Source organism: Bartonella sp. CL162QHHD, assembly GCF_042195435.1.
GTDB lineage: Bacteria > Pseudomonadota > Alphaproteobacteria > Rhizobiales > Rhizobiaceae > Bartonella.
In genome coordinates, this window is record NZ_JBHIOG010000059.1 from 31,599 (window position 1) to 58,246 (window position 26,648).

Genomic DNA, 26,648 nt, shown 5'->3' on the forward strand with positions numbered 1-26,648 from the left:
ATGATTTTGATTAATACCTCATTACCAAATCTACACCAAAATAATTTGTTATCATCAAAGTCCCCCCCTTAATACAATTAAAGTAAGCTGAATAACCCACTTTTTATATTATAAATATTGGATATCCTCTAAGTTGTGATTTTACACCCATCTTTGTCCTTAAAACTTCCTGTTAAAATGACTATAAAATCAATCAATACCCAAGGTGTAATTATCAAAAAAATTCCTATAAGCCCTACCGGCATAAGTATTACACTTATTATAAGTATTACACTTATTATATTTATAAGAAGCATTGCAATGCCCGTTCCAACTTTACCAACCATAAAACGATGAAGTCCTAGTCCACCTAGAAAAAAACAAACGACCGCTAACGTCACTTTTGATTGCTGTGACTGACCTTCAGTCAAGATAGGGAAAATAGATTTAATGGTATCCCCTTCACACACAAAATCAACGACGTCACCAACTTTCGGCGGCGTTTTTCCTGACCAATCCCAATTCGCAAACTGATAGCGCTTACCATCAGCCCCTGAAATGAAATAATCTCCTTGATCATGACCAATAATCTTACCTTTCATCTTCACCACCTATAAAATTGTTATTCATAAAGAAGCTTTTCTTCTAATATGATAATATGTTGAATAAACCTCACAGCATGAATACAGTCTGTATTCACCGTGATATATGACAATTTAAAAAGCTAAAAATTCCCCAACAACTTAAAATTCCCGCAATTACAAGTGGTAATACAAAGCACGCTGTTCGATTTGCACCTTTGCTTTTTTCATATGAAATAGTACAGTCTTTTTCAATAGTTTTATTTAAATATTCATAATTTTCTTTAATATTTCACATTTAAAGACATATATTAAAATAATTTACATTATTAAATTAATATATTGACAACATTAAAAGTAAAGAAAGTGCCTCACTCTTTAACTTTTTATATTATTCTAAAATTTCTACCAATTTATAATTTTATCCCCATTTTCATCCCTAAAATATCCGGATAAAATAACTATAAAATCAATGAATGACCAAGGACCAGTTACTAAAAGTATCCCTACCCCAAAAGTAAATGGTATACTTAGTAGGCTTATAAGAAGCATTACAATACCCGTTCCAACTTTACCTGCCATAAAGCGATGAATTCCCAACCATCCAAAAAACCAACAAACAAGTGCTATCGCCAATCTTGATTTTTCTGACTGAGTTTTACTCACGAGAGGGAGAACAGATTTAACAACATTATCTTCATATACAAAATCAACGGTATCACCCACTTTTGGTGTTTTTTTTCCTAACCAATCCCAACTCGTAAATTGATAACGCTTACCGTCAGCCCCTGAAACAAAATAATCTCCTTGATCCTGACCAATAATCTTACCTTTCATTCTTGCCCACCTATAAAGCTGCTCCTCATGTGTTATTCATAAAGAGATTATTTCTAATTCGATAATATGCGGATTAACCTCACGGTGTAAATACAATTCGTACTCACCATGATAAACATGAAATTAAAATAGTTCGTAACTCCCCAATAATCTAATATTTCCCCCTGCTATAAGCAGTAACAAAAAACATGCTTTAGTTGATTTATATCTTTGCTTTACCCATATAAAATAGCATTGTCTTTTTCAATACGTTTACTTAGCTGTACATGTTTTTTAATATCTCATATTAAATAAATGTAGTACAATAATTTCGCATGATGCAACTTAATATATTTATAAAAATAAAAAGCGAGCTAAATTACCTTTTTTTATTATAAGATTTTCACAAATCTGTAATCTGATTTCCATCTTTATCCGTAAATCTTCCACCAAGAATGACTATAAAATCAACAATTGCCCAAATGCCGGTAATTATCAATCCAAACAATGATAAAGATAGAACTAGCATTAAAGCACCAGTCCTAACTTTACCAACCATAAAGCGATGGACACCAAAAATACCTGCAACCCAACAAAGCAGTGCGAACATTATCTTTGTGTTCTCTGTACCTGATCTCAACAATGGAAAAACAGAACTGACAACCCCCCCTTCACAGACAAAATCAACAGCATTACCAATCCTTGGTGGATTCTTTCCCAACCAATCCCAAGTCGCAAACTGATAACGTTTACCATCATCACCAGCAACGAGATAAGTTCCTTGATCTTGACTAATAATTATACCTCTCATCTTAATCCCTATAAATTTAAACACTTAAAAATTATTGCGTATATGCCTTTGATAAGAAATCTCAATTTCATAATCTAAATGATCTTATACTTTCATATTTTGTGCTCAGAACTATACACTAAATCACCAGCATAACGCGCTTGGGCTCCTAGCATTTCTTCAATACGAATAAGTTGATTGTATTTGGCTAATCTATCCGAACGTGCAAGAGAACCTGTTTTAATTTGTCCACAATTCGTTGCAACCGCAAGATCTGCAATGAAAGAATCCTCTGTTTCGCCTGAACGATGAGATATAATGGCACGATAACCTGCTTTATGTGCTACTTCTACAGCATCAAGTGTTTCACTCAATGTACCAATTTGATTAACTTTTATGAGAATAGAATTGCCTACCCCCATTTTGATACCATCACGCAAACGTGCTGAATTCGTTACAAACAAATCATCGCCAACAAGCTGACATTTTTCTCCAATTGTGTCAGTGAGTAACTTCCAACCTTCCCAATCATCCTCTGCCATTCCATCTTCAATTGTAATAATAGGATAATTTTTCACAAGATGTGCTAAATAATCTACCTGCTCTTGGATGTCTCGGCATTTCCCCTCACCTTTATAAAAATACGAACCATTTTTATAAAATTCGGTTGAAGCACAGTCTAAACCAATGGCAATTTGTTCACCTGGTTTATAGCCACATATCATGATAGATTCCATAATAAAATCAATTGCTTGATCAGCACTTTTAAATTGAGGTGCAAAACCACCTTCATCACCAACATTGGTATTATAACCCGCATCTTTTAAACGCTTTTTCAATGCATGGAAAATCTCAGCGCCATAACGGATAGCTTCTCTTACAGTAGGAGCTCCTATAGGGATAATCATAAACTCTTGAAAATCAATCAAATTATCAGCATGAACGCCACCATTAATAATATTCATCATGGGGGTTGGAAGAATATGCGCTTGTGTACCACCAATATAACGATACAAAGGTAAATTTAATGAATCCGCAGCTGCTTTTGCAACAGCTAATGAAACACCAAGAAGTGCATTGGCACCAAGACGGGCTTTGTTTGGCGTTCCATCCAAAGCAATCATTGCTTGATCAATAGCAATTTGATTTGTTGCATCCCGCCCACCAAGTTCTTCAAGAATTTCGCCATTAACTGCAGCAACCGCTTTTTCAACACCTTTCCCTTGATAGCGCAAACCACCATCACGAAGCTCTATAGCCTCGTGTGCTCCTGTTGAAGCTCCCGAAGGAACCAGAGCGCGACCAAAAGCTCCATTCTCCAAATGAACATCAACTTCTACCGTTGGATTACCACGGCTATCAAGAACTTCACGCCCAATGATATCGACAATTATAGTCATATGTGTTTCCTTATCCAATAAAAGTCTCGATTCATTTATAATGCCCTATTAATGAAATATTTTTTCTCTTCTCAACTCAACTTTTTTGACAGATAATCAAATTCCATTAAAGTCTCAAGCAATCTTTGTAAATCATCAACTTTAACCATATTGGGTCCATCAGAAGGTGCATTATCTGGATCTTGATGTGTTTCTAAAAAAATACCAGCTACCCCAACAGAGACAGCTGCACGCGCTAAAATTTCAACAAATTGACGCTGCCCACCAGATGAAGCCCCCTGCCCCCCAGGTTCTTGAACAGAATGCGTTGCATCAAAAATAACAGGAGCACCAAATGAACGTAAAATAGGCAACGAACGCATATCAGAAATAAGTCGGTTGTAACCAAATGACGTGCCTCGCTCACAAAGCATAACATTCGGATTACCACTGTAAACAACCTTTTTTAAAACATTCTCCATGTCCCACGGCGCTAAAAACTGACCTTTTTTAATGTTAATAACACATTCTGTTTTGGCGGCTGCTACCAAAAGATCTGTTTGACGACATAAAAAAGCCGGTATTTGTAAAATATCAACTGTAGAAGAAACAATTGTACATTGCTCTTCTGTATGCACATCAGTTAATATGGGACAATTAAACTCTTTTTTTAAATCAGAAAAAATGGACATTGCTTTTTCAAGACCAATACCACGTGCCGCCCCTAAAGAGGTTCTGTTGGCTTTATCGTAACTTGATTTATAAACAAACCCGATACCAAGCTGATCGGTAATTGTTTTAATACGACCAGCCATTTCAAAAGCATGATCACGACTTTCCATCTGACACGGCCCTGCAATTAATGAAAGAGGCATTTCATTTGAAAAAATCATATTTCCAACTTTCACACGGGCATTTGGTTTAGTCATTTTATCCCTCAAAAGCAAAGTAACCCAATTTATGCATTAAACTAATCGACTTTGTTCTACAGCAGCTTCAATAAAAGAAGAAAAAAGCGGATGTGGATCAAAAGGACGGGATTTTAATTCTGGATGATATTGAACACCAATAAACCATGGATGATCTACATATTCTATCGTTTCTGGTAAAATACCATCAGGAGACATCCCAGAAAAAATCAAACCACACTGTTCTAACTTATCCTTATAATCAATATTAACCTCATAACGATGACGATGTCGCTCGACAATCTTGGTCATCCCATAAATTTGAGCAATATGACTCTCTTCTTTTAATTCAGCAGCAAAAGCACCAAGGCGCATCGAACCGCCGAGATCACCATTTCTTGTACGTTTTTCAAGGACGTCTCCTTTAAGCCATTCTGTCATTAAACCTACAATTGGATTGTCTGTTTCGCAAAACTCACTCGATGAAGCATTCTTAATCTGTGCAATATTGCGCGCAGCTTCTATACAAGCTAATTGCATCCCAAAACAAATCCCTAAAAATGGAACTTTACGCTCTCGTGCAAATTGAATTGCTCGAATCTTCCCTTCTGCCCCACGTGCCCCAAAAGCACCTGGAACCAAAATTCCATGGGCTTTTTGTAAAGCTGAAACAGAATCTTCTTTTTCAAAAAGTTCCGAATCAATCCACTCAATATTAACTTTCACTCTATTCGCTAAACCACCATGCGCAATCGCTTCAATAAGAGATTTATAAGCATCCTTTAAGCCCGTATATTTTCCTACAATAGCAATCGTGACTTCTCCTTCAGGATTGTGAATACGATGCGTAATATCCTCCCAACGATCCATCTTGGGGGAAGGTGCCGAATCAATTCCAAAAGCGCAAAGAACTTCAGAGTCCAAACCTTCCTTATGGTATGCCATAGGAACATCATAAATCGTTGGCATATCTAATGCCTGAATGACTGCATTGGAGCGAACATTGCAAAAAAGTGATAATTTGCACCGTTCTGTTTCTGGAATAGATCTATCTGCACGTACAAGCAAAATATCAGGAGAAATACCAACTGCTTGCAATTCTTTGACAGAATGTTGTGTTGGTTTCGTTTTTAATTCACCTGCTGAAGGAATATAAGGCATTAATGTGAGATGGACATAAACGACATTTTGTCTCGGTAGCTCATTGCGAAGCTGACGAATCGCTTCTAGAAAAGGCATTGCTTCAATATCACCAACCGTTCCACCTATCTCACACAAAACAAAATCAAATTCTTCATTTCCCATCGTAATGAATCTCTTAATTTCATCCGTAACATGAGGAATAACTTGGACTGTTGCCCCCAAATAATCACCACGCCGCTCTCGTTCAATGATATTGCGATAAATACGCCCTGTTGTAATACTATCTTGGCTATTTGCAGAACGCCCAGTAAAACGCTCATAATGACCAAGATCAAGATCCGTTTCTGCACCATCATCGGTCACAAATACTTCACCATGTTGATAAGGTGACATCGTACCTGGATCAACATTTAAATAAGGATCAAGTTTGCGAAGACGTACGCGATAACCACGAGCCTGTAATAACGCTGCTAACGCCGCCGCTGCGATGCCTTTTCCAAGGGAAGAAACCACACCACCAGTAATAAAAACATAACGTGCCATGGGCTTATGGTGATAAGCAATTTATAATGATTTTTCCAGCAAAAAATGCAAAAAGAAACAATTTTTCTTCTAAAATAAAAAAGGTGAAAAAATCACCTTTTTAAAAAGTCTATATTTTCTTAAAAAACTATTTTGTACTGTTATCCGGAACTGTGTTTTCAAGAACCTGTGGAACTGGACTTTCTGCTTCAGGATTTGTGGACTGTTTCTGTTCCTGCGGAGAATTCGAAGTGCCTCCTAGCTGTTCAAGAACAGAAGGGGAAGACTCATCATTTGATGATGGAACTGAGCCTGAGCCTTTATCGGTAGAATTCTGTTCTGAATTAACCGGTATACGCTTTAAGATATCAGAACTAGAATTTGATATATTACCCACCACGGTAAGTCCAATAGACACAACAAAAAAACAACAGGCTAAAATAGCAGTCAAACGTGTTAAAGGGTTTCGAGATCCACGAGTTTTCATCAACCCTGAGCTATTACTCACACCTAGCCCACCACCTTCTGAAGGTTGAATTAATATAACACCAACCAAAGTAATCACAATCAAAAAATGAATAACTATAAGTACTGTTTGCATAAACCCTGCTCTTCAAATAACTCTTTAATAGCTATTTACACATAAATAACGCACAATCCAAGGGGAAACTCAAATTTCTCTGCTATAGTTTACGACAAACATCGCAAATAGTTAAAAAATCAATCGCTTTTAAGCTTGCTCCACCTATCAAAGCACCATTAACATGAGCAATGCTTAAAAGCTCAAATGCATTGGATGGCTTTACGGATCCACCGTAAAGCAAACGAATCTTATTGCCTTCATCACCAAAACGAGAGCGCACCTTATCACGAATGAAATGATGTACTTTTGCAATATCTTCTGGAGTCGCTGTATTGCCGGTGCCTATCGCCCAAACTGGTTCATAAGCGATAATGGTATTCTCTTCTGTTGCATCATCTGGTAAAGATTCTTCAAGCTGCTGCGTGAGAATATCCAGTACTTTATTATTCTTACGCTCCTCCAATGTTTCACCAATACACACAAGAGCCACAAGACCTGCTCGCCACGCAGCTTGTACTTTGGCACAGACAATCGCATCATTTTCTTGGTACACTGTACGACGTTCTGAATGCCCAATAATAACATGACTTGCTCCCGCTTCTTTAAGCATAAAAGCTGAAACATCTCCAGTATAAGGACCATGATCATCAAAGTGACAATTTTGTCCTCCTAAAAGGAGATTTTCACCATTCAGCGTATTAGAAGCACGCGATAAAAGCGTTGCTGGAACACAAATAAGCGCCTCAAAAAGATGACCTAGATCAGAGCTAACGCCTGTAGCAATAGCACGCAACTCTCCAAGCGATTCACTCGTTCCATTCATTTTCCAATTTCCAGCAAGAAAAGGCCGAATATTTTGAGACATATTTTCACCTCAAGAGCTCTTACAATACATTGTTTATCTGTAGTTACCAAATTATAAAATGAAAGCAAGTCTTTAAAGCTTGCATCTTTCATCTCTTTATTGCAAATTCCATTACAGCTTTGATAATAACTCACATTAAAAATGGACCTGAACAATGCTTGACATCATAAGAAATGCTACAAATTCTTGGATTTTTAGAATTTTCCTTGCTATTTTACTCTTATGCTTCATTCTTTTATGGGGGGTACCGCAGTTACACAAAAAAAGTGAAAGAGATCTTATTACATCTGGAAAGTCCACAGTAACTATCGATGATTATCGTCTTGCACTCGCCGATCAAAGCGCACGTTTAGCATATGCAGCTCATCTTGGACGAATGTTTACAGCAAATGAAATGCAGCAATACCAAATTCCTGCTTTTGTATTTAATCAATTACAACAAAATGTACTTCTTGATGAACAAGCACGTAAAATGAAAATAAGTCTTTCAAAAGATACAATAGCTCATACGATTGGTTCTGATAAGATGTTCCAGGTAAATGGCACTTTTGATAAAAACTTGTTTTATAACTATCTTCAGCATTTACGTATTAGTGAAAGTGCTTTTCTTAATTATTACACCAAACAAGAAAAGCGTAATCAGCTTATTGCTGCTTTACTTTCTAATATGAAGGCACCAAATCTCTTTTATAAAGCACTTGCTCTTTATCAAGAAGAAATGCGTATTGCTGATTATCTTGTTATTGATCTAAAAGAAAAGAAAACAATTGCTGATCCTGATTACGCAACATTACAAAAATGGTTTGAAACACATCAAAGTCAATTTCGTGCTCCAGAATACCGCACTGTCTCTTTGCTATCTATGGAACTTAATGATTTTGTAAAACCTCAAGATATCTCAACAGATGAGGCGAAAGCCTATTATACACAAAATGCTTCACGTTTTGTAACGCCTGAAAAGCGTACATTCGAAGAACTGCGATTCCCCTCACGCGAAGAAGCCGATAATGCAGCAAAAAAAATAGCTGATGGATTGAGTTTTGATGAACTGGTAAAAGCTGAAAAAAAGACTCTTAATGAAATAAAAAAAGGGCCTCTCGCAGAAAATGAACTTCCTAATCATCTGACATCTGAAATTTTTGAACTTCAACAAGGCCAAGTCAGTTCTGTGATAAATGACTTACAAGGACCTGTTATCATTCGCGTCACGCATATTGAACCCTCAAGCTCTCTTCCTTTTGAAAGTGTAGAAGAAAATATTCGCCAAACACTTGCCAAAAATCGTGCTACTGATGATATCCGTAACAATTATGCAGCCATTGAAAATGCTCGTTTTGAGGGTGCTTCTCTCAAAGAGTTAGCTGACCAATACAAGTTATCTTTGCGCACAATTACCATTGATAAAACAGGAAAAACGCTTGAAGGTGCAATACTCACGGATTTACCTCAAAAAGATATTTTACTGAATGCCATCTATCAATCAAACGAAGGAGTCGATCTTGATCCTCTCTCTTTTCAAAATGGTGGATATCTCTGGTACAAGGTCGATAAAATTATTCCTGCCCGTGATAAGACACTTGAAGAGGCTAAGCTAGATGTTCTTTCTCAATGGAAAAATGAGGAAATCCAACGTCTTCTTGATGGAAAAGCCCAAAATGCTCTCAAACAGCTCACGGAAGGAAAAAGTCTTGTTGCTCTTGCTCATACCCTTGGTGTTACAAAACAAACAACACCAACCCTCCGGCGTCAGGACTCATCTGAAACCCTTGGCGTTGAAGGCATTAAAGCATTATTTTCCGCTCCCAAAGGTCATTATGGCATCATAAAAGGTCCGGTTGCAACAAACCGTATCATTTATCAAATAAAGACTGTAACCATGCCTAAAGATATCACGTCTCATACTCTTTCAACTGAAGTCCGCACCAATATAGATATGATGATAAGAGAAGATCTCAAGCTAGAAATGCTACAAGTTGCCAATAAAGAACATCCTTTGGAAATTAATAGCACAAATTATAATCAGATCTTTAACGCTCTCCAATAAAAAGATTTTACATAATTTAAAGAACTTATTTGATAAAGTTTCCGTCAGCTCTTCGTCTATAGTTGAAGAGGTAAGATAGATCTCTTGTTTGCATATCTTAGGATCAAACATTTGTATAATGATTCATTCTCTCGCAAATCAGTGCATGTATGGATTTGCGAGAAAATAGTCAATGGAATGTAGAGTCGTTTTTGCAACGCATTAAAAAATATTATTCATCCAAAGGTTGTAAAGGTTGTCGCCCATTAAGCTATAAATATCATCCCTATCGTCACTCATTTATAGCTCATCATATTACTACTCTTAATATCATTCATAAGGAGCATATTGCTTCTTCCTTAAATGATTTCATTTACACACCAAACTTATAATATACAAAAAAACTATTTTTAAAATTCATTATAAAAATGGAGAAATCTTTTTCTATTCAAGACTCTCATTCAATATGAGAAAAAACAAATTATCATTATAAATCAATATATTCATAAATCATAACAGTCATCAATTATGATGTTATAATTTCTCAAAAATAAGAGTTTTTTATAGACTTATAGACTGCTAAGATAACTTCTCTCATAAAATAGAAATTTTATTTCATTTGCAAATGAGCTACAATCAATACATTCAGAGTACTTAAAAGTTCTTCATCAAACAAACCAATGTATTAAGATTTATCTCATGTTTTTCTTTCTCTGTATCTCACCCATCCAATACACTGTATAAAACATATTACTGATGAAGAAATACACTGTATTTTCAAGATCATAAAATTTCTTATTCTTTTGCGTTCATAACAACCAAAACATCAACATTTTTTATAACAAAAAAATGGTTTGGAATCACAATGGCTCCTTTTATCTTCATATGAGAAAATCAGTCTCCATGTTACGCATTCCAACGTAGTAATATTCTTTTACAGTATCTTTGGAAAATTGCCGCTTATTGCTGCCCTTGTTATCAACCAATAACGATATATCAATGGCAAAGTTGCACTCTCTTGAAAAATTGCTGCCCCCAGCTGTATAGCTTTTTGAAGAGAAGCCGGTACAATGACCAATGGAAGAAAAGCTGGCTTAAGAATTCTAGGTAAAGTACAAGAATACTCGTAAAATTGGGTATAATGATCGCGTGATAATGCTACCATAGCTTCAACAATACGACCCTTTTGTTGATCACTGAGACGATGAGATTCCAAATCTTCCCTATTCACTCCTACAGCCTTTAATATATCAGTAGGTAAATAATATTGATATCGTGATTGCATGAATGATAAAAGACGCAATACACCGCTTAATCCTTGAGAAATCCCTCCATGTTCATAGATATCTGTAAACTCTTGTGCAGTTTCAGGATCTAATATCTGACAAGAAAGCTGTAAAATTATGCCTGCTGTCTCACCACAATAATGCTCTAGATCATGAAGTGTTTCTATTGGATTGTGATAAAGATCTAAAATTTGCGCATCACAATAACGTAAAAAAGCTGTCTTAGGTAAATTAAAAAGAGTCATTGCTTTTAATAAATCATTCAAAATCGGATTGTTTCCACTCGTTTGCATTTCACCATGAGCAATAGCATCATACCACCAACGTAACCGTATTTCTCCTATGAGTGGATCATGTACACTTTCGCGGATACGAGAAACTTCAGCATTAAATACATAAAGAGCAGCCAATGCTTGGCGCTTTTTTTTAGGTGCAAATAAAACTGATATATAGCGATCACGATCTATGGTACGTAAAATATCAAGACAATAAGGAAGAGAGCCTATCATTCTATGAACCTATTAACGTCCCTTTTTTAGCAATTAAATTAATATCCTCTTTTTATTCATATTAAAAAATGAAGGATAAGCAAATACAGTTCAGAAAATAAGATTTTTAAATGTGTCTCTTAACTGTATTGTGAATTAAAGTTTCTTTTCTAGTCACTTTTCGTTTTAGAAAGAAAAAAATTAAATAAATAATTTTTCTGATAAAACTTATCTTATAGGACTTCAAGTTTTCATTTGCAGTAAAAAAGCTAAAAAACAATCGTAACATGCATAGTAAAACTTGAACAACAAACAACGAAAAACACTTTTTCAGTGGATAGATGACAATGTTATTTTATAAAAATGCACTAATCACAAAAACTTCATCAACTCATTGACCTCCTCCCCATCCTAAAAGACAAAGGTTCTTACCAACACCAATTTGTAAAAAGTCCAATTGCTCTCGGTGAGTTTCTGTTACTATCAATACATTGATTTATAATCATAATTTGTTGTTTTGTATGTTAAATTAGAATCCCAAATATCGTAGATATGCTTTCATTTCAAACCAATTCCATGTTAAATTAATAAAAACCATTCCCTTGCACGTCCCAAGCGTAACTGGCTTGTAGGTAACAACTGTATAAGAAAGAATTAAAAATGCCTCTTATGAACTGTCTCAAGTGCCAAGAGTTGATCACTCATGTGATTCATTAGGAACGACGAGCAAGCTTTGTCCTAAATACTTGCCGCTGTATTTAAAAACACTTTTGTATTTAAAAACACTTTAATATGTTAAGTTATGTATATTCTATACCCTTATATCACCGCCTTAAACGACGGTACTTTACGGCGCAGAAAAATAATCGCACAAGTCTTTCATACTAGACGAGAGCATTTGTTTTATTAAACAATACTCTATTCTACCGCAAATAATAACGCGGCAACAGCGCGATCTTCAGCCAATAAAACATTAAATGTACGCACCGCCGCTCCCGTACTCATTGTATCTGATGAAATACGTTTTTCCCCTAAAAGCACCCGTAACTCTTCAGGTAATCGTAATAATTCAATTCCAGTACCTATTAATAAAACTTCGATTTCAGAAGCTTCTTCTAAAATACGAGATATATCCCCTTGAGTGGGAATAGGCCCTGCCATGTCAATGCCATAAATACCTGATGGTACACAAATAATAGAACCTCTATGAGACATATCAGCAAAACGAAACCCACCATTTCCATAAGCATCAATAGGTGCGCGACTTGGAAAATGTGCTTCACGAATTTGAATTGCATCGAACATGAATAAGCACCTTTTATTTTTGAATAATCCAATTGTCTTTGCTACTTCTCACCATAAAAATTAAAGTAAGGCTGATATAAACATTGATATGTTAACCATAACCTAGTACTGAAGTGAAAATTTTTATATAATACCCTAATCTTCTCATACAACAAATATAGGAAAATTTGGTAATAAATCGCGATAAATTGCTATACCTGCTTCAATAAATCTATCTTTTAAAAAGTTTCCTCAGCTTATTTACTCACAAATTTCTTTTTATAAAAACAATGATCTTATTTAAAAAACAGAAAAAAATTGCGTAATATTCTATAAATAAAGCAACTATTTTAATAATCTAAAGAAAACCAAAACTCCATTTTCTGTAGCCACTATAAAGCCCCTTTTCCAATGATATTGCCTTGATCTTGCCAAGCTTTTTACAAAAATGCTTAAAAAATGTAATAAACTGCTATTACACCTTAAGATGCATTTTCCTTTGATATAGCTTTTTTCTCTTTAGAGATACTCATATCTTCTTTTGTTGTCGTTTTAGATTTAGACTTTTGTGGTGTTTTTGCTTTAGCATTAAGTTTTGATTTTTTTTCTGCAATCGGCTCACCTTTAACGCGCACATCAGCTAATGTTGAGCGAATAACACGAATATTTATACTCTCACCAATTTCAACCTCTAATTCACCACTCTCGTCGTGAACCTTCGTAACCTTGCCGATAATACCACCACCCGTTATAACTGTATCACCACGACGTACTGCATTAAGCATTTCTTGGCGTTTTTTCATTTGGGCACGCTGTGGACGAATGATAAAAAAATACATAATTGCAAAAATTAAAATGAATGGGACAGCGTTAGCAAATGAAATTCCACCGGAAACATCGCCTGCAACTTGAGCATAAGCGTTCGTAATAAACATTTTTATCTCCTATAGTTAAACCTCAGGTATTTCCCACTCTATTAAAATGAAATTCCGATACAGAAAAAATTCCTAAAGAATTTATCATAAAAAGCAATAACTACATAATCTAATCACAGCTTTACAAAAATACAATAAATCCTTAAGAGGCAGAATACCAAAATACAATGAGAAAAATCTTAAAAAATAGATTCACTTTCCCCTATTGTATATCCTACAATATAAATCTTTTCACTAACTCAATAAATTATACAAGATAATTTTTCTAATGAACAAACTTTAATTTATATAGATAATTTATCGTTTCTGATATCGAACGACAGATCTAAATACAATAAAACGCTCTTATTTCAAACCTTCTGAATTAATCAAAACGATTTTCTTGCACGTCACACATATGAAATGAGCCTGTAGATAAAAACTTTTTAAGAAAGGCGTGAAATATTTTTTTTCATGCTTCTCTCAAATGCAAGAGCAATTGGAACACTCAAAGCTGACAAATAGTATGATACTATTTCTTACACTTTCATAAATACAAAGATGGTAATATCTAACGCCCCCCACGAACTACTCTCCTGAAACCAATGATTTTTTGCTGCTATGTTATTGATTTAAGAAAATCAATTGTTTTTCATGAATTTTCTATAAACTGTAAGACTATTCAAATGTAAAAGTCATCAATAAATTAGTTTTCTAAATATTTAAGGGGATCAACAGGTAATGAATTCTTACGCATCTCAAAATAGACACGTGGCGTTTTAACATTTCCTGAAACACCAGATTTAGCAATCTCATCACCGCGCCTTATCCTTTGTCCTTTGTTAACAACAAGCTTACTATTACATCCATAAATAGTGATAATATCATTTTCATGTCGAATCATCACAACATTACCAAGCTCTTTTAATCCATCTCCCGCGTAAATAACCACACCATTTTCTGCCGCCTTTACCGAAGACCCTTCAGGCACTGCAATATCTATTCCTCGATTCATTACTGTTCCCTTTTTTTGACCGAACTGGCTTAATAAACGCCCTCGTACTGGCCAACGCATCTTAGAAATTCCTGTGGCTTGCGGAGTCGTCATATTATCTGTATTCGTAACAGTACTTGACAAACCAGTCTCATGTTTCAATTGCGTCATCTGTTTAGAAAAATTTTTCTCAGAACTTGATTTGTTCATCTTTGCAGAGGGTGGCGTTGTTACAGGAGCTTTATATATAGGAGAGGACTTCTTGTTTTTTATAGAGGACATCACTTGAGATTGGGATGTAGATTCTGTAGTTGACACTGCCCAATCGTTATTATTGTGTGCATTTGAAGCTGATAATGTACGCCTGCTTGGAACAACCAGTACCTGACCGATATAAATGGAATTGCTGTTTATACCATTTGCTAATTTTAATGCCTCAACACTAACCCCTACTTGTCGTGCAATACTGAGCAGTGTATCTCCACTCTGGACAATATAAGAATTCCGCCGAAAAATAGGAGATTTATCCATTTGTGAACGAGAAAGTGTTCCAAGATTACGTGGAGGGGAGCCCATAACGCGACCATCAGAAGAAGTTATCCTATCTTGATGTGGAAAATTATAGGGAGAATTGTCATCTCCCCACGAATCATCACCTGATTCCACAGGTGGCAATTCAGTGCTTTGTATCATACCACTACCGTATGATAGCATTCGCGGGTCTGTATACATAGTGCTTGATATATTTGATTGAGATGATACCGTACGATGAGAGAACGTATTGGAAAAACGCTGTGTACCAGAACTACAACCAGCAACAATAGTTACCACCGCTAAAAAAGTTATTCTCTGAAAATTATGCTGGAAAATATTATCCAAAGCTTTTAGATACATCGTTTTGCTCACTCATCAATAATCAACTCACTCCATTAAAGCTTTTTTAAATTACCGAAGAGTTAAAATGAGATGTTTTATTCATAAATATCTTTATATAAGATCAAAATGAATTTAACGTAGACAATTTGCAGAAACTTCTTAGCTTTTAAAAATTAAAGTATCTCCGCAATGCCTTTAATAAAAGGTTGGTAACGCACTTGGAATAGTTCTAAACACTCAAATCGACTACCAATTTTTGTATAGCGCGTCACCGTTTGTACCCCTTCGTCAGGTCCTATCGCCTGAATGAGAATTCCATTTTCAGCTAAAAGTTCTAAAAATTCCTTTGGTTCATCAAAACGTGATGGCCAAATAAGAATGCGATCAAATGATCCTAAGCCTGTCACACTATGACTTCCATCAATCTGCCTTATAACAATATTTTCAATTCCTAAAGTTTGAAATTTTTGGCGTGCTAAATCAACAAGCGTTTTATAACGATCAATCGTTGTCACGCGGTCACTCAGACATGCCATAAGAGCAGTACAAAAACCAGATCCTGTACCAATTTCTAAGACACGATGCCTTTTTTTCAACGATAATGCCGAAAGAATTAAGAGTTGTTCTTCCAAACGTTCCATATATTCACCACACTCAAGGGGAATAACTTTATTATCATAAGCACTATTGAACCAAGGAGCAGCAACAAACTGTTGACGCGGAATTTTCTCTAATGCCGAAAAAAATCGCACGTCATCAATGCCTTTGCTACGCATTTTCAGTACAAGAGCGGCTAACTCCTCACGAAATTGTAAAATACCCTTTTGCCCCATAGTATCATTCAATCTCCAATGGAGGTACACTTTTATCATACTGACAAACTGCTTCTTTTAAAATGGCAAAAACTTGCGTCTGTGTATCATCACCTCTTGGCAATAAACGCATATTGTCTCTCCTTTCGTAAAATTAAGCAGTAATACAGCGCATGCCTCCCATATAAGGTTGTAAAACATCTGGAATAATAATTGATCCATCAGCCTGTTGATAATTTTCAAGTACGGCAATAAGACAACGTCCAACAGCCGTACCAGAACCATTAAGGCTATGAACAAAATGCAATTTTTTATCGCCTTCTTTACGATAGCGCGCATTCATACGGCGACCTTGAAAATCTCCACAAACTGAACAGCTAGAAATTTCACGATAACATTCTTGACCAGGAAGCCAAACCTCGATGTCATAGGTTTTACGCGCTGCAAACCCCATATCACCCGTAGAAAGAACCACTGTGCGAAAAGGCAAACCAAGCCGCTTTAATATATCTTCTGCACATTCCGTCATACGTTCTAATTCAATTAAAGACTGCTCTTCACTGGTAATCGAGACCATTTCAACTTTCCAAAATTGATGCTGACGCAACATACCGCGCGTATCACGACCGGCTGCTCCCGCCTCTGAACGAAAACAGGGAGATAAAGAAGAAAATCGCAGTGGTAAATCTGATATTTCAAGAATTTCATCGTTGACCAAATTGGTTAATGGCACTTCTGCTGTGGAAATAAGCCATCGACCATCTGTTGTACGAAAAAGGTCTTCAGCAAATTTCGGTAATTGTGCTGCTCCGTAAACAATTTCATCACGAACAAGAAGAGGTATTGAGACTTCTGTGTAACCATTCTCATTGACATGCACATCAAGCATAAACTGGCCTAATGCTCGTTCTAGCCGTGCTAATGCCCCTGAAAGTACTGTAAAACGTGTTCCAGACAAACGACTAGCTCGTTCAAAATTCATCTGCTTGAGATCTTGACCAAGATCAAAATGTTCCTTTGGTGTAAAATTAAATGTTGGAGGTGTACCAAAATGTCGAATGACGACATTATCACTTTCATCTTTACCTTCTGGAACATCATCTAATGGAATATTTGGAAGTGCTGAAAGAATTTTCTCAAGACTCTCCGTCAGCTGTTTTTCTTCCACTGTTGCAGAGGAAAGAAAAGCTTTAATCTCTTCAACTTCAGCTCTAAGACGTTCAGACATTTGCTGATCCGATACCGCTAAAGCCTGTCCTATTTCCTTTGAAACAGCATTGCGACGTTCCTGCGCCAATTGCACCTTAGCAATATGCGACCGACGTGCAAGATCAAGTTGTATTAACCTTTCAGCTTGTGGCTCAAGACCTCTACTTACGAGTGCTTTATCTAATTTCTCAGGATTGTCACGAATCCACTTAATATCAAGCATAAAAATTCCTCATTTATATTGTTTTATTCATTCCTTATCGCATAAGATTATACACTTTTCTTAAGCGGATTTTCTTCTCTTTTCTATACTGTAAGCAATTAAAATTGAAATCTCGTAAAGTGCTATCGTTGGTAAAGCCACTGCAAACATCGTAAAAAAATCCGACGGCGTTATGATTGCCGCAATAATAAAAGAGAGCAAAATAGCCCATTTTCGTTTAGACGCCAAATCATAAGACGTTAAAAATCCAATTTTTGTTAAAAGACTGATGACAAGAGGTAATTGAAAAATCAAACCAAAAATTAGGATAAATGATGTCATAAAGCCCAAATAATCAGAAATACGCACTATAAACTCTATTTTTAAATGAACATCTGGAAGAAATTGTTGAGAAAGGCTAAACCATAGTATTATTGGCGCTAATAGACCATAAACAAACGCTCCCCCAATACAAAATAAAATAGGCCCCCCAATGAGAAATGGTAAAAAAGCCATCCGCTCATTTTTATAAAGCCCTGGTGCAATAAAACTATAAAACTGAAAAGCCGTATAGGGAAAAGATAAAATAATTCCCCCAAAAGCAGAAAGCTTCATCTTCGTTAAAAAAGTTTCCCATACTTGCGTTGATTGCAAACGAATACCCTCAGGATTACCCCCTGCTATTTTCATTGCCCACTGATATGGCCATAGTAAAAAATTTAAGATATAATCTTTAACAAGAAAACACATCATAAAAGCGATCATAAATGCAACCAAGGCAGCAATAATTCGCTGACGAAGTTCAATTAAATGTTCTAAAAGTGGTGCCATATGGGCATCAACTTCATCTTTCTTAACATTCATGACATATCTTCTTTATCTTTAGAAGCAATAGATACTGTCGTATCTTTATTGGTTACGTTTTGATCGCATTCCAAAATTTCTTTATCTTTTTTTGATTTATGGTGTGTTGCCTTAACATCCAAATTATCGTGGATATCTTCTAATGTATTTTGAATGGGATCAAAAGTCTCTGTCAACTTCTTACTTGAATCGCTAATATTCGAACATGTTTTTTGCAAAGCATCGAGCTCGATTTGTCTTATTGCATCATCAAACTGATGACGCAATTCATTTGCTGTTGAACACATACGAGCTCTTACCTTTGCTACTGTTTTTAATATTTTAGGTAAATCTTTCGGTCCAACGACAATGATGAGAACAAGTAAGATTACGATAAACTCTGGTCCATCAATCCCAAACATCTCTTAATTCGACTTTCTCATCAAAAAATAATGCACAATGATGATTGCGTTTTTGTTACTGTTTTTTAGCAACAGATGTTTTGCGTTTTTTAGAAGCAGAAGAAACCTTTCTGCGCGCTGTTGCATGTTTTACCGATAACGGCTGAGATTGTTGAGATTCTACATCAATTATTTGGGAAGTAGGAGCCATTTCAACTTTATCCTCAATGCTGTCATCTTCTTCCTTCATATTTTTTTTGAAGGCTTTAATTCCCTTAGCAACATCGCCCATTAATTCAGAAATTTTACCGCGACCGAAAAGCACAAAGATAATCAATAAAATTATAATTAAATGCGTTGGTGAAAAAATATTACCCATTACTCTCTCTAACTTATGCTTTTAAATTTGATTTCATTTATTCATGCTTCCTCTGAAGAATGTATCAAAATAATATCTTACTTGTATATTTTCTTCTTAACTTAAAAACAATTACACGCTTTTATTGCAAAAGAACTTTTTATCCTCTCATCCCTTTTTAGCGTACTATAACACAAACCATTCAACAATGATAAACCGCCTCATACAAAATTCAAAACACTTAAAAACTTTTCTAAAATAACTTCATCTGATCTCCTAGGTTACTCATCTTCCTGTAAATACTATAACTAATGTCTCTCCTTTTACACAATGTTTTACGTATCATTACAAACATTTCCGTCAAATTATCCTTTACTGATAAAGATCATAACATGTTGTAAAATACTTTACGTATTCAATTAAAAAATTCAGAAAGAAAAATCTCTAAAAAACTTTCTTAACACATCATCAGTCTCTTCAAAAACTATCATCTTACGCACAACATTTATTCTTTGCGTTGGGGTAGGAATTTTATCATTCATTATTCTATGTACAATACGAAATATGAGCCATCATCGCGTTCAGTTAAATATCTGGCGTGTAAATAAAAACTATTAGCGGAAAGAGTAAAAATGCACTTTATGAACTAACTCAAGTGCCAAGAGGTATGGCAATACTGCTAAAAAATAAAAAAGGTACCAGCTTGCGCCTTTATTCAGAAAATACCTCCATATAACCAGCTCTCTAAGCCACTGTATGCTCTAACTATTACACGTCTCCGGATTCTGGGCATGCGTTCTCATAATATCATGTGTTTAACCTATCTCAGTATTGAAAACAGAATGGGCAGGAATAGAAAATTACATTCAATCAAAGGCATGGTATCGAAGCATAATCCATATAAAAAGAATTTCTTATCCTAGCCTTTTTTATAAGATTACCTCATAAAGCCGCTCGATAATACAGTGTTAGAGATAGATAAACCTATTTACTTTAGTTTAAAATTCCTCATTTTGATTGAGATAGCTTGCAGAGCACATATCAATTTTTAAAAGTTTTATTTTAGCATCATACACAATAACCTAGCTATTTAGCGTGTATAATGTAAAGCTTTGGCTCCGCTTAAAGCAATGAGATTCATTCACACTTTTACAAAAATCTATCACTATAACACCAGCACTTTATTGCTCTATCCATAATTTTACGCTCGCTAAAAAAACTTATAAATGTAACAATGTTTTTATCAAGCATTTGAAATTCTTTAATCTTTAAACAAGAAAATTTATGAATGAATTTGAAAGATACCCTTCAATTTTTCAACAAACTTCACTAATATTCTCGTTAATTGAGTGTTTTTTATAGTCTTCCTGGAAGAGTCCGCGATCATAAAGAAAAATCTCTTACAACATAAATATCTCTATTGAAATGTTTGATCTCTTCTTGTCTATCTTTCATATAAAAAATTTAAAATTTTAACGATTAATCTCATAATATAAAAATAGCCTTGTGAATAAATGCTCCGATGACATTAATATTTTTTCTGTAGTGTATAATGTGGGAGTGAGGGTATTGTTTGATTTCTATAAGAATATTTTTATGGATATCAATTCTATTATTCTAGGCTAATAATCCGGTACAGTTATACATATGATAGAGTTTACTCCATGAATTATCGGCATATTTATCATGCTGGCAATTTTGCTGATGTTTTTAAACACATTATTGTCACTCGCATTGTAGAATATCTCAAACGCAAAGAAAAAGCTTTTCGCGTTATAGATACGCATGCTGGAATCGGTATTTATGACCTTTCTTCTTTAGAAGCATATAAAACAGGAGAGTGGCGCGAAGGTGTCCAACGACTTTTTTCAACTCCTATCCCAGAAGATTTAAGAACACTCCTTTGTCCATGGTGTGATATCATTGATGCCCTCAATAAAGGGGAAAAAGAAATTGTATTTTATCCTGGATCTCCTGTTCTTATTCGTCAATTATTACGGAAACAAGATCGCCTCACCGCAATAGAATTGCACAATGAAGATTATCATATTTTAGCAAAAAACTTTGCAGGAGATTATCAGACAAAAGTTCTGCATTTAGATGGTTGGCTTTCCTTAAATGCTCATGTACCACCAAAAGAAAAACGTGGGTTTATCCTTGTTGACCCTCCCTTTGAAAAAACTGGAGAGTTTTCCCGCCTTATTGATGGATTAACGAAAGCCTATCGTCGCTTTTCTGGAGGAATCTACGCTTTATGGTATCCTGTTAAATATGACAAAGAAATTGAAAGTTTTCTTCACGCGCTTTATCAAACCGGAATTCCTAAGATTCTACAGCTTGAAATGCGTATCCGAAAAAGTTCAAGTCCACCGACAATGAATGGAAGTGGTATGATTATTATTAACCCTCCCTACCTTTTGGAAGAAGAAATGAAAAAACTCAGCCCCTTTCTTATCAACCGTCTGGGACAAGATGAAAATGCCCAAATAACGCATAAGTGGCTTCAAAAAGAACATCTATTATGTTAGACTTTTCTCTATATTTTTTCTAAATCAAATATCATGTTGTAAAATACAAAGGCATTAAATGATAAAGTTCTTTGATTCTTTGGATAAAACCAACATATTATAATGGTAAGCTAATAACGATCAGCGTGAATTAATTTTTTTCCTTTTAGAAAGTCTATCCTCTTAATCATCATGAATTTCCTATTCAATCATTTTAATGGATAAATTAGGCAAATTCATAAAGCTGTCTTAGAATAACAACTCTCATATTTTTTATGAAAGATCGGCTCTCTAAAATCATACTCTTATGCTATAAGATATTATTTATAGAAAAAAATTATAAAAACATAAATAATCATTATTTAATAAAAAAGAATATTTCATATATTAAACAAACAACATATTTGTAATAAACGGAATGGTCCTGAAAAATAATACAAATTGTCCGCAAAATGAACGGGAAAAACTTTCTTTTCTCTCTAATATTACATGGCATAATGCTAATCAAAGCTATGAGAAAAATCAATTCCAAGGTATCAAGTTCATACAAGAGTTTGTTAGACACCTTCCGCATAAGCCAGGGGTTTACCGGATGATTGGTGAAAATGGTGATATTCTCTATGTTGGAAAAGCCCGTAATCTCAAAAAACGTGTTTCAAACTATACACGTGAACAAGGACACAATAATCGTATTACCCGCATGATTCGTGCAACATATCATATGGAATTTATCGTCACCCATACAGAAACAGAAGCACTCCTTTTAGAAGCCAATCTCATCAAAAGATTGCATCCACATTTTAATGTACTCCTACGTGATGATAAAAGTTTTCCTTATATTATGATTACAGATGATCATCGAGTGCCTGCACTTTACAAACATCGTGGTGCTCGAATACGAAAAGCTCACTATTTTGGTCCTTTTGCTTCTGCTGGTGCAGTGACACAAACAGTTCATGTTTTACAACGCGTCTTTTTATTACGAACCTGTACTGATTCAGTTTTTGAAAACCGTACACGCCCCTGCTTGCTTTATCAAATTAAGCGATGTTCTGCACCTTGTACTCATGAAATTAGTGACAGTGATTATAAAGAACTGGTGAAAGGAGCAAAAGCGTTCCTTTCGGGAAAAGATCAATCTATTAAAAGCGATATGGTTCAAGCTATGCATAAAGCCGCTGAAAATCTCGATTTTGAACAAGCAGCTTCCTATCGTGACCGCTTATCAGCCCTTTCTCACATACAAAGCCATCAAGGTATTAATCCTCAAACGATAAAAGAAGCGGATGTATTTGCAATTGCGCAAAAAGAAGGAATGACCTGTATTCAAGTGTTCTTTTTTCGCATGGGGCAAAATTGGGGAAACCGTGCCTATTTTCCTAAAGCAGATCCCTCTTTTTCCCGCACTGAAATTTTAGCGAGTTTTCTTGCCCAATTTTACGATGATAAACCACTTCCTAAAAGCATCCTTTTATCTGAAGAAATTGAAGAAAAGACACTTCTTACAGAGGCATTTAGTCTCAAAGCAAATCACAAAGTGTCCCTCTCTTTACCTAAACAAGGTGAACGAAAAACTCTTGTTAATCGTGCCTATCTCAATGCTCATGAAGCACTTGAACATAAGCTTTCTGAAACAGCCACCCATACAAAATTGCTTCAAGGTCTTGCTAAAACATTCCAACTACCTGTTCCTCCACGCCGGATAGAAGTCTATGACAATTCTCATATCATGGGAACAAATGCTGTAGGGGCTATGATTGTTGCTGGTCAAATGGGATTTATTAAAAATCAATATCGAAAATTCAACATTCGCTCAACAGATATCACGCCTGGCGATGATTTTGGCATGATGAAAGAAGTGATTAAACGAAGATTTTCACGCCTTATCAAAGAGTATGATCTGCCAAATAGAAGTCATGACATAAAAGATGATGATCTTTTTCCCATTTGGCCTGACCTTATCTTAATCGATGGTGGTGAAGGACAAATCAACAGCGTACATGCAATACTTGCTGAATTACAATTAAATGATCTCTTCACAGTTGTTGGAATCGCCAAAGGTGTTGACCGTCATGCGGGACGTGAACGATTTTTTATAAAAGGTATCCCCCCCTTTACACTTCCTCCACGTGATCCTATCCTCTATTTTTTGCAACGTCTGCGTGATGAAGCACACCGTTTTGCGATTGGAACTCATAGGATAAAACGAAAAAAAGCAACATTCAAAAACCCACTTGATGAAATCGAAAATATCGGTCCGACAAGAAAGCGTGCATTGCTTCATCATTTTGGAAGTGCCAAAGCTGTTGCTAGTGCCTCATTTGAAGATTTAAAAAAAGTTACGGGAATTTCTATGACAATTGCACAAAAAATTCATAACCATTTTCATGAAAAATAGGCTTGTTTCATAACCTTCGACTTGTTACGTTAAGGAAATATATTCTCTTTCACAAGAATTAAAAATGGCTCCATGAAAAATCATACTTTTTCTTTTCCAAATATTTTAACTTATGCACGAATTGTTGCAGTCCCAATGGTTGTTGCATGCTTTTTTTTAGAAGGGCGACTACAATCAAGTGATATCACTCGCTGGATTGCTGTTTCCATTTTTATCGTTGCATCCATTACTGACTTTCTTGACGGTTACCTTGCTCGTATTTGGGAACAAACATCCAATATTGGTCGCATGTTAGATCCAATTGCCGATAAACTTCTCGTCTCTGCTTGTTTGCTCTTGCTTGCCGCAGACAGTACCATCGCTGGGTGGACACTATGGGCAGCTATTATCATTCTTTGCAGAGAAATTCTTGTATCAGGATTACGTGAATATTTGGCTGAGTTAAAAGTTAGTGTTCCTGTCTCTCGTCTTGCAAAATGGAAAACTTTTGTACAGATGATCGCTATTGTATTTCTTTTAGCTGGACCAGCCGGTAATAAAATTTTCCCTTACACAGTAGAGTTTGGCATTACTATGCTGTGGATTTCTGCCCTCCTTACATTGTGGACAGGGTGGGATTATTTTCGTGCAGGTTTAAAACACGTTATCCTATGAAGAGTATGGAGATTTATAATGATAATTTATCTTTTTGTACTTAAATAAGAGATAAGAATAGCATAAGATTGATTTATTTTTATTAATGATAAATCAATCAAGCACTTTTTTGCACATTACAAGTAAGGGTGGTATATAGATAAAAGCTCTTCAAAAAAGAGTAAATAGGCTTTATATTTTCGTAAAAGCAGCTGTAATATTAAAAGCTAAAAAACAATTAATGCTCCATATGCTTTCAAAAAAGTCTATAATCTTATAAGCAAAAAACCGAAATATAGTGTTTCGGATTTTTGCTTCTTATAAACGCTTTATTAACCAACAATTTCTATCTCAGAAAACCAAAAGGCGATTTCTGTTTTTGCCGTTTCAGCACTATCGGATCCATGGACAGAATTTTCGCCAATCGATAAAGCATGAACCTTACGAATTGTCCCTTCTTCTGCATCACTAGGATTCGTAGCCCCCATTACTTCACGGTTTTTAGCTATTGCATTTTCGCCTTCCAAAACTTGTACAACGGTTGGACCAGAAGACATGAATTCAACCAATTCACTAAAAAAAGGGCGTTCTTTATGAATAGCATAAAATTTTTCAGCCTCACGTTTGCTCATCCAAACACGTTTAGACGCAATAACACGTAGCTCCGCATCCTCAAGCATTTTAGTAATTGCGCCAGTCAAATTACGACGGGTTGCATCTGGTTTAATCATCGAAAAAGTACGCTCTAAAGCCATTTACTCACCTTTATTTCATTTATAACATTCTCTGACTGTTTCTATAGCGAGCAAGGAGCCCTTTGCCAAGTGACTCTGCAAAAATCTACACAAATTCTCAAAATATAGAATGAATTATAAAGAAAACTTTAATAAAAATACCTGCAATCGCTCATCCCATCATAAAGATGCGCTACCGACTCTCAATAAATATTGAACCTTCTTTCATAATCTTAAATGCTTCCCATCAAAATTATCATTTAAGCAATAAAAAGTCATAAGAAAAAACTCACATGCAAAAAATATATCTTTTTGAAAGCCTTCTTCTTTAAAGAGGACGAACCTAGACACTTGGTTTGAAAATCCTTCTACACACATTGAGATCAATTAAAAATAACCATATACTTAGAAACTATAGCGTACACCTATAATTCCCTGAAGGGACTGTTTTGTTTTACGCCCTTTAATATAATGGGCCTCACCATATAACTTTAACTTCTCACTCACTAAACTGCTTAAACCTATTCCTAATTTACCTGCATTCCCTGATAAGTCCGTGGTAAAGGAATGCCGTTGATTAATTAACGTTTGATTGTCATCTTTATTCTCACGTAACCATGCTGCTGTAATATACGCAAGCGATGAGGAATCCATGTGAGAACCAAATTCATATCCTAAAGATAAGCCAACCTCACTGCGTAATGAAGTGAATGGACGCATGTCACCTGTCATGTCATTCGATAACTTGATTTCTTTACCCTCAACTTGCAACCATGTAAATTGTCCATAAGGCTGCAACCAACTGTTCTTTGACGTCTGAAGTCGATAACCTGCTTCAAAGGNTGAATGCCGTTGATTAATTAACGTTTGATTGTCATCTTTATTCTCACGCAACCATGCTGCTGTAATATACGCAAGCGATGAGGAATCCATATGAAAACCAAATTCATATCCTAAAGATAAACCAACCTCACTGCGTAATGAAGTGAATGGACGCATGTCACCTGTCATGTCATTCGGTAACTTGATTTCTTTACCTTCAACTTGCAACCATGTAAATTGTCCATAAGGCTGCAACCAACTGTTCTTTGACGTCTGAAGTCGATAACCTGCTTCAAAG

At 35.5% G+C, this 26,648-nt stretch carries 23 protein-coding genes; 4 read left to right on the forward strand and 19 right to left on the reverse strand.

The genetic code is table 11. The features are described 5' to 3' along the window. Positions 1-128 precede the first annotated feature (128 nt). The 8 genes from ACFILD_RS05530 to tpiA all read right to left on the reverse strand — a co-directional run bounded on the left by ACFILD_RS05530 (position 129) and on the right by tpiA (position 7,566). A complete protein-coding gene (locus ACFILD_RS05530) occupies positions 129-581 on the reverse strand; it encodes a TM2 domain-containing protein (RefSeq protein WP_375643076.1) in 453 nt (150 codons plus the stop codon). A 384-nt stretch (positions 582-965) separates the two neighbouring features. Then, entirely contained in the window at positions 966-1,397 is a 432-nt protein-coding gene (locus tag ACFILD_RS05535; protein ID WP_375643078.1) for a TM2 domain-containing protein, read from the reverse strand. A 382-nt stretch (positions 1,398-1,779) separates the two neighbouring features. Then, on the reverse strand, positions 1,780-2,187 hold the full coding sequence (locus ACFILD_RS05540) for a TM2 domain-containing protein (RefSeq protein ID WP_375631359.1): 408 nt from the start codon (positions 2,185-2,187) through the stop codon (positions 1,780-1,782). 92 nt (positions 2,188-2,279) lie between these two features. Then, positions 2,280-3,566 carry a phosphopyruvate hydratase gene (gene eno, locus ACFILD_RS05545; RefSeq protein ID WP_375631360.1) on the reverse strand — a complete coding sequence of 429 codons (1,287 nt, stop codon included), beginning with the start codon at positions 3,564-3,566 and terminating at the stop codon, positions 2,280-2,282. Between the two features lie 71 nt (positions 3,567-3,637). Further along, complete coding sequence (gene kdsA / locus ACFILD_RS05550) at positions 3,638-4,474, reverse strand: 3-deoxy-8-phosphooctulonate synthase (protein WP_273791141.1); 837 nt, start codon at positions 4,472-4,474, stop codon at positions 3,638-3,640. A gap of 36 nt (positions 4,475-4,510) precedes the next feature. Beyond that, positions 4,511-6,139, reverse strand: a complete 1,629-nt coding sequence (locus ACFILD_RS05555; RefSeq protein WP_375664870.1) for a CTP synthase — start codon at positions 6,137-6,139, stop codon at positions 4,511-4,513. A gap of 127 nt (positions 6,140-6,266) precedes the next feature. Next, the gene (gene secG, locus ACFILD_RS05560) at positions 6,267-6,719 is read right to left on the reverse strand and encodes a preprotein translocase subunit SecG (RefSeq protein ID WP_273791139.1); all 453 of its coding nucleotides are present in this window, start codon (positions 6,717-6,719) and stop codon (positions 6,267-6,269) included. 82 nt (positions 6,720-6,801) lie between these two features. Next, positions 6,802-7,566 (reverse strand): triose-phosphate isomerase, encoded by a 765-nt coding sequence (gene tpiA, locus ACFILD_RS05565; protein WP_273791138.1) that lies wholly within the window; start codon positions 7,564-7,566, stop codon positions 6,802-6,804. A 154-nt stretch (positions 7,567-7,720) separates the two neighbouring features. Here tpiA and ACFILD_RS05570 point away from each other — a divergent pair, with 154 nt between their 5' ends. Then, positions 7,721-9,610, forward strand: coding sequence for a peptidyl-prolyl cis-trans isomerase (locus tag ACFILD_RS05570; RefSeq protein WP_375658304.1), 1,890 nt, complete (start codon positions 7,721-7,723; stop codon positions 9,608-9,610). A gap of 913 nt (positions 9,611-10,523) precedes the next feature. Here ACFILD_RS05570 and ACFILD_RS05575 read toward each other — a convergent pair. The 9 genes from ACFILD_RS05575 to tatA form a co-directional block, all read right to left on the reverse strand. Continuing rightward, positions 10,524-11,384 (reverse strand): phytoene/squalene synthase family protein, encoded by an 861-nt coding sequence (locus ACFILD_RS05575; RefSeq protein WP_375637376.1) that lies wholly within the window; start codon positions 11,382-11,384, stop codon positions 10,524-10,526. Between the two features lie 897 nt (positions 11,385-12,281). Beyond that, positions 12,282-12,668, reverse strand: a complete 387-nt coding sequence (locus ACFILD_RS05580) for an Mth938-like domain-containing protein (protein WP_375643084.1) — start codon at positions 12,666-12,668, stop codon at positions 12,282-12,284. A 461-nt stretch (positions 12,669-13,129) separates the two neighbouring features. Then, positions 13,130-13,582 carry a preprotein translocase subunit YajC gene (gene yajC, locus ACFILD_RS05585; protein WP_375654540.1) on the reverse strand — a complete coding sequence of 151 codons (453 nt, stop codon included), beginning with the start codon at positions 13,580-13,582 and terminating at the stop codon, positions 13,130-13,132. 685 nt (positions 13,583-14,267) lie between these two features. Further along, positions 14,268-15,449: a peptidoglycan DD-metalloendopeptidase family protein gene (locus ACFILD_RS05590; RefSeq protein ID WP_375664871.1), complete on the reverse strand. Its 1,182-nt coding sequence runs from the start codon at positions 15,447-15,449 to the stop codon at positions 14,268-14,270. Positions 15,450-15,604: 155 nt separating this feature from the next. After that, positions 15,605-16,264 (reverse strand): protein-L-isoaspartate(D-aspartate) O-methyltransferase, encoded by a 660-nt coding sequence (locus tag ACFILD_RS05595; RefSeq protein ID WP_273791164.1) that lies wholly within the window; start codon positions 16,262-16,264, stop codon positions 15,605-15,607. A gap of 133 nt (positions 16,265-16,397) precedes the next feature. Next, positions 16,398-17,675 carry a serine--tRNA ligase gene (gene serS, locus ACFILD_RS05600; protein WP_375664872.1) on the reverse strand — a complete coding sequence of 426 codons (1,278 nt, stop codon included), beginning with the start codon at positions 17,673-17,675 and terminating at the stop codon, positions 16,398-16,400. 60 nt (positions 17,676-17,735) lie between these two features. Beyond that, entirely contained in the window at positions 17,736-18,518 is a 783-nt protein-coding gene (gene tatC, locus ACFILD_RS05605) for a twin-arginine translocase subunit TatC (protein WP_273791131.1), read from the reverse strand. After that, positions 18,515-18,919: a Sec-independent protein translocase protein TatB gene (tatB, locus tag ACFILD_RS05610; protein WP_375631369.1), complete on the reverse strand. Its 405-nt coding sequence runs from the start codon at positions 18,917-18,919 to the stop codon at positions 18,515-18,517. Before tatB ends, tatC begins: the two co-directional genes overlap by 4 nt. 55 nt (positions 18,920-18,974) lie before the next feature. Beyond that, positions 18,975-19,277, reverse strand: coding sequence for a twin-arginine translocase TatA/TatE family subunit (tatA, locus tag ACFILD_RS05615; protein ID WP_375637381.1), 303 nt, complete (start codon positions 19,275-19,277; stop codon positions 18,975-18,977). A 1,643-nt stretch (positions 19,278-20,920) separates the two neighbouring features. Between tatA and ACFILD_RS05620 the strand changes: the two genes are divergently transcribed. The 3 genes from ACFILD_RS05620 to pgsA all read left to right on the forward strand — a co-directional run bounded on the left by ACFILD_RS05620 (position 20,921) and on the right by pgsA (position 24,815). Continuing rightward, positions 20,921-21,784: a 23S rRNA (adenine(2030)-N(6))-methyltransferase RlmJ gene (locus ACFILD_RS05620; protein ID WP_273791128.1), complete on the forward strand. Its 864-nt coding sequence runs from the start codon at positions 20,921-20,923 to the stop codon at positions 21,782-21,784. A 397-nt stretch (positions 21,785-22,181) separates the two neighbouring features. Continuing rightward, entirely contained in the window at positions 22,182-24,161 is a 1,980-nt protein-coding gene (uvrC, locus tag ACFILD_RS05625; protein WP_375664873.1) for an excinuclease ABC subunit UvrC, read from the forward strand. Positions 24,162-24,233: 72 nt separating this feature from the next. Beyond that, positions 24,234-24,815: a CDP-diacylglycerol--glycerol-3-phosphate 3-phosphatidyltransferase gene (pgsA, locus tag ACFILD_RS05630; RefSeq protein WP_273723320.1), complete on the forward strand. Its 582-nt coding sequence runs from the start codon at positions 24,234-24,236 to the stop codon at positions 24,813-24,815. A 311-nt stretch (positions 24,816-25,126) separates the two neighbouring features. Here pgsA and ndk read toward each other — a convergent pair whose 3' ends face one another. After that, on the reverse strand, positions 25,127-25,549 hold the full coding sequence (ndk, locus tag ACFILD_RS05635; RefSeq protein WP_375631370.1) for a nucleoside-diphosphate kinase: 423 nt from the start codon (positions 25,547-25,549) through the stop codon (positions 25,127-25,129). Between the two features lie 384 nt (positions 25,550-25,933). Next, positions 25,934-26,648, reverse strand: a 715-nt coding sequence (locus ACFILD_RS05640) for an autotransporter outer membrane beta-barrel domain-containing protein (RefSeq protein WP_375664874.1), incomplete at its 5' end; no start/stop codon positions are given.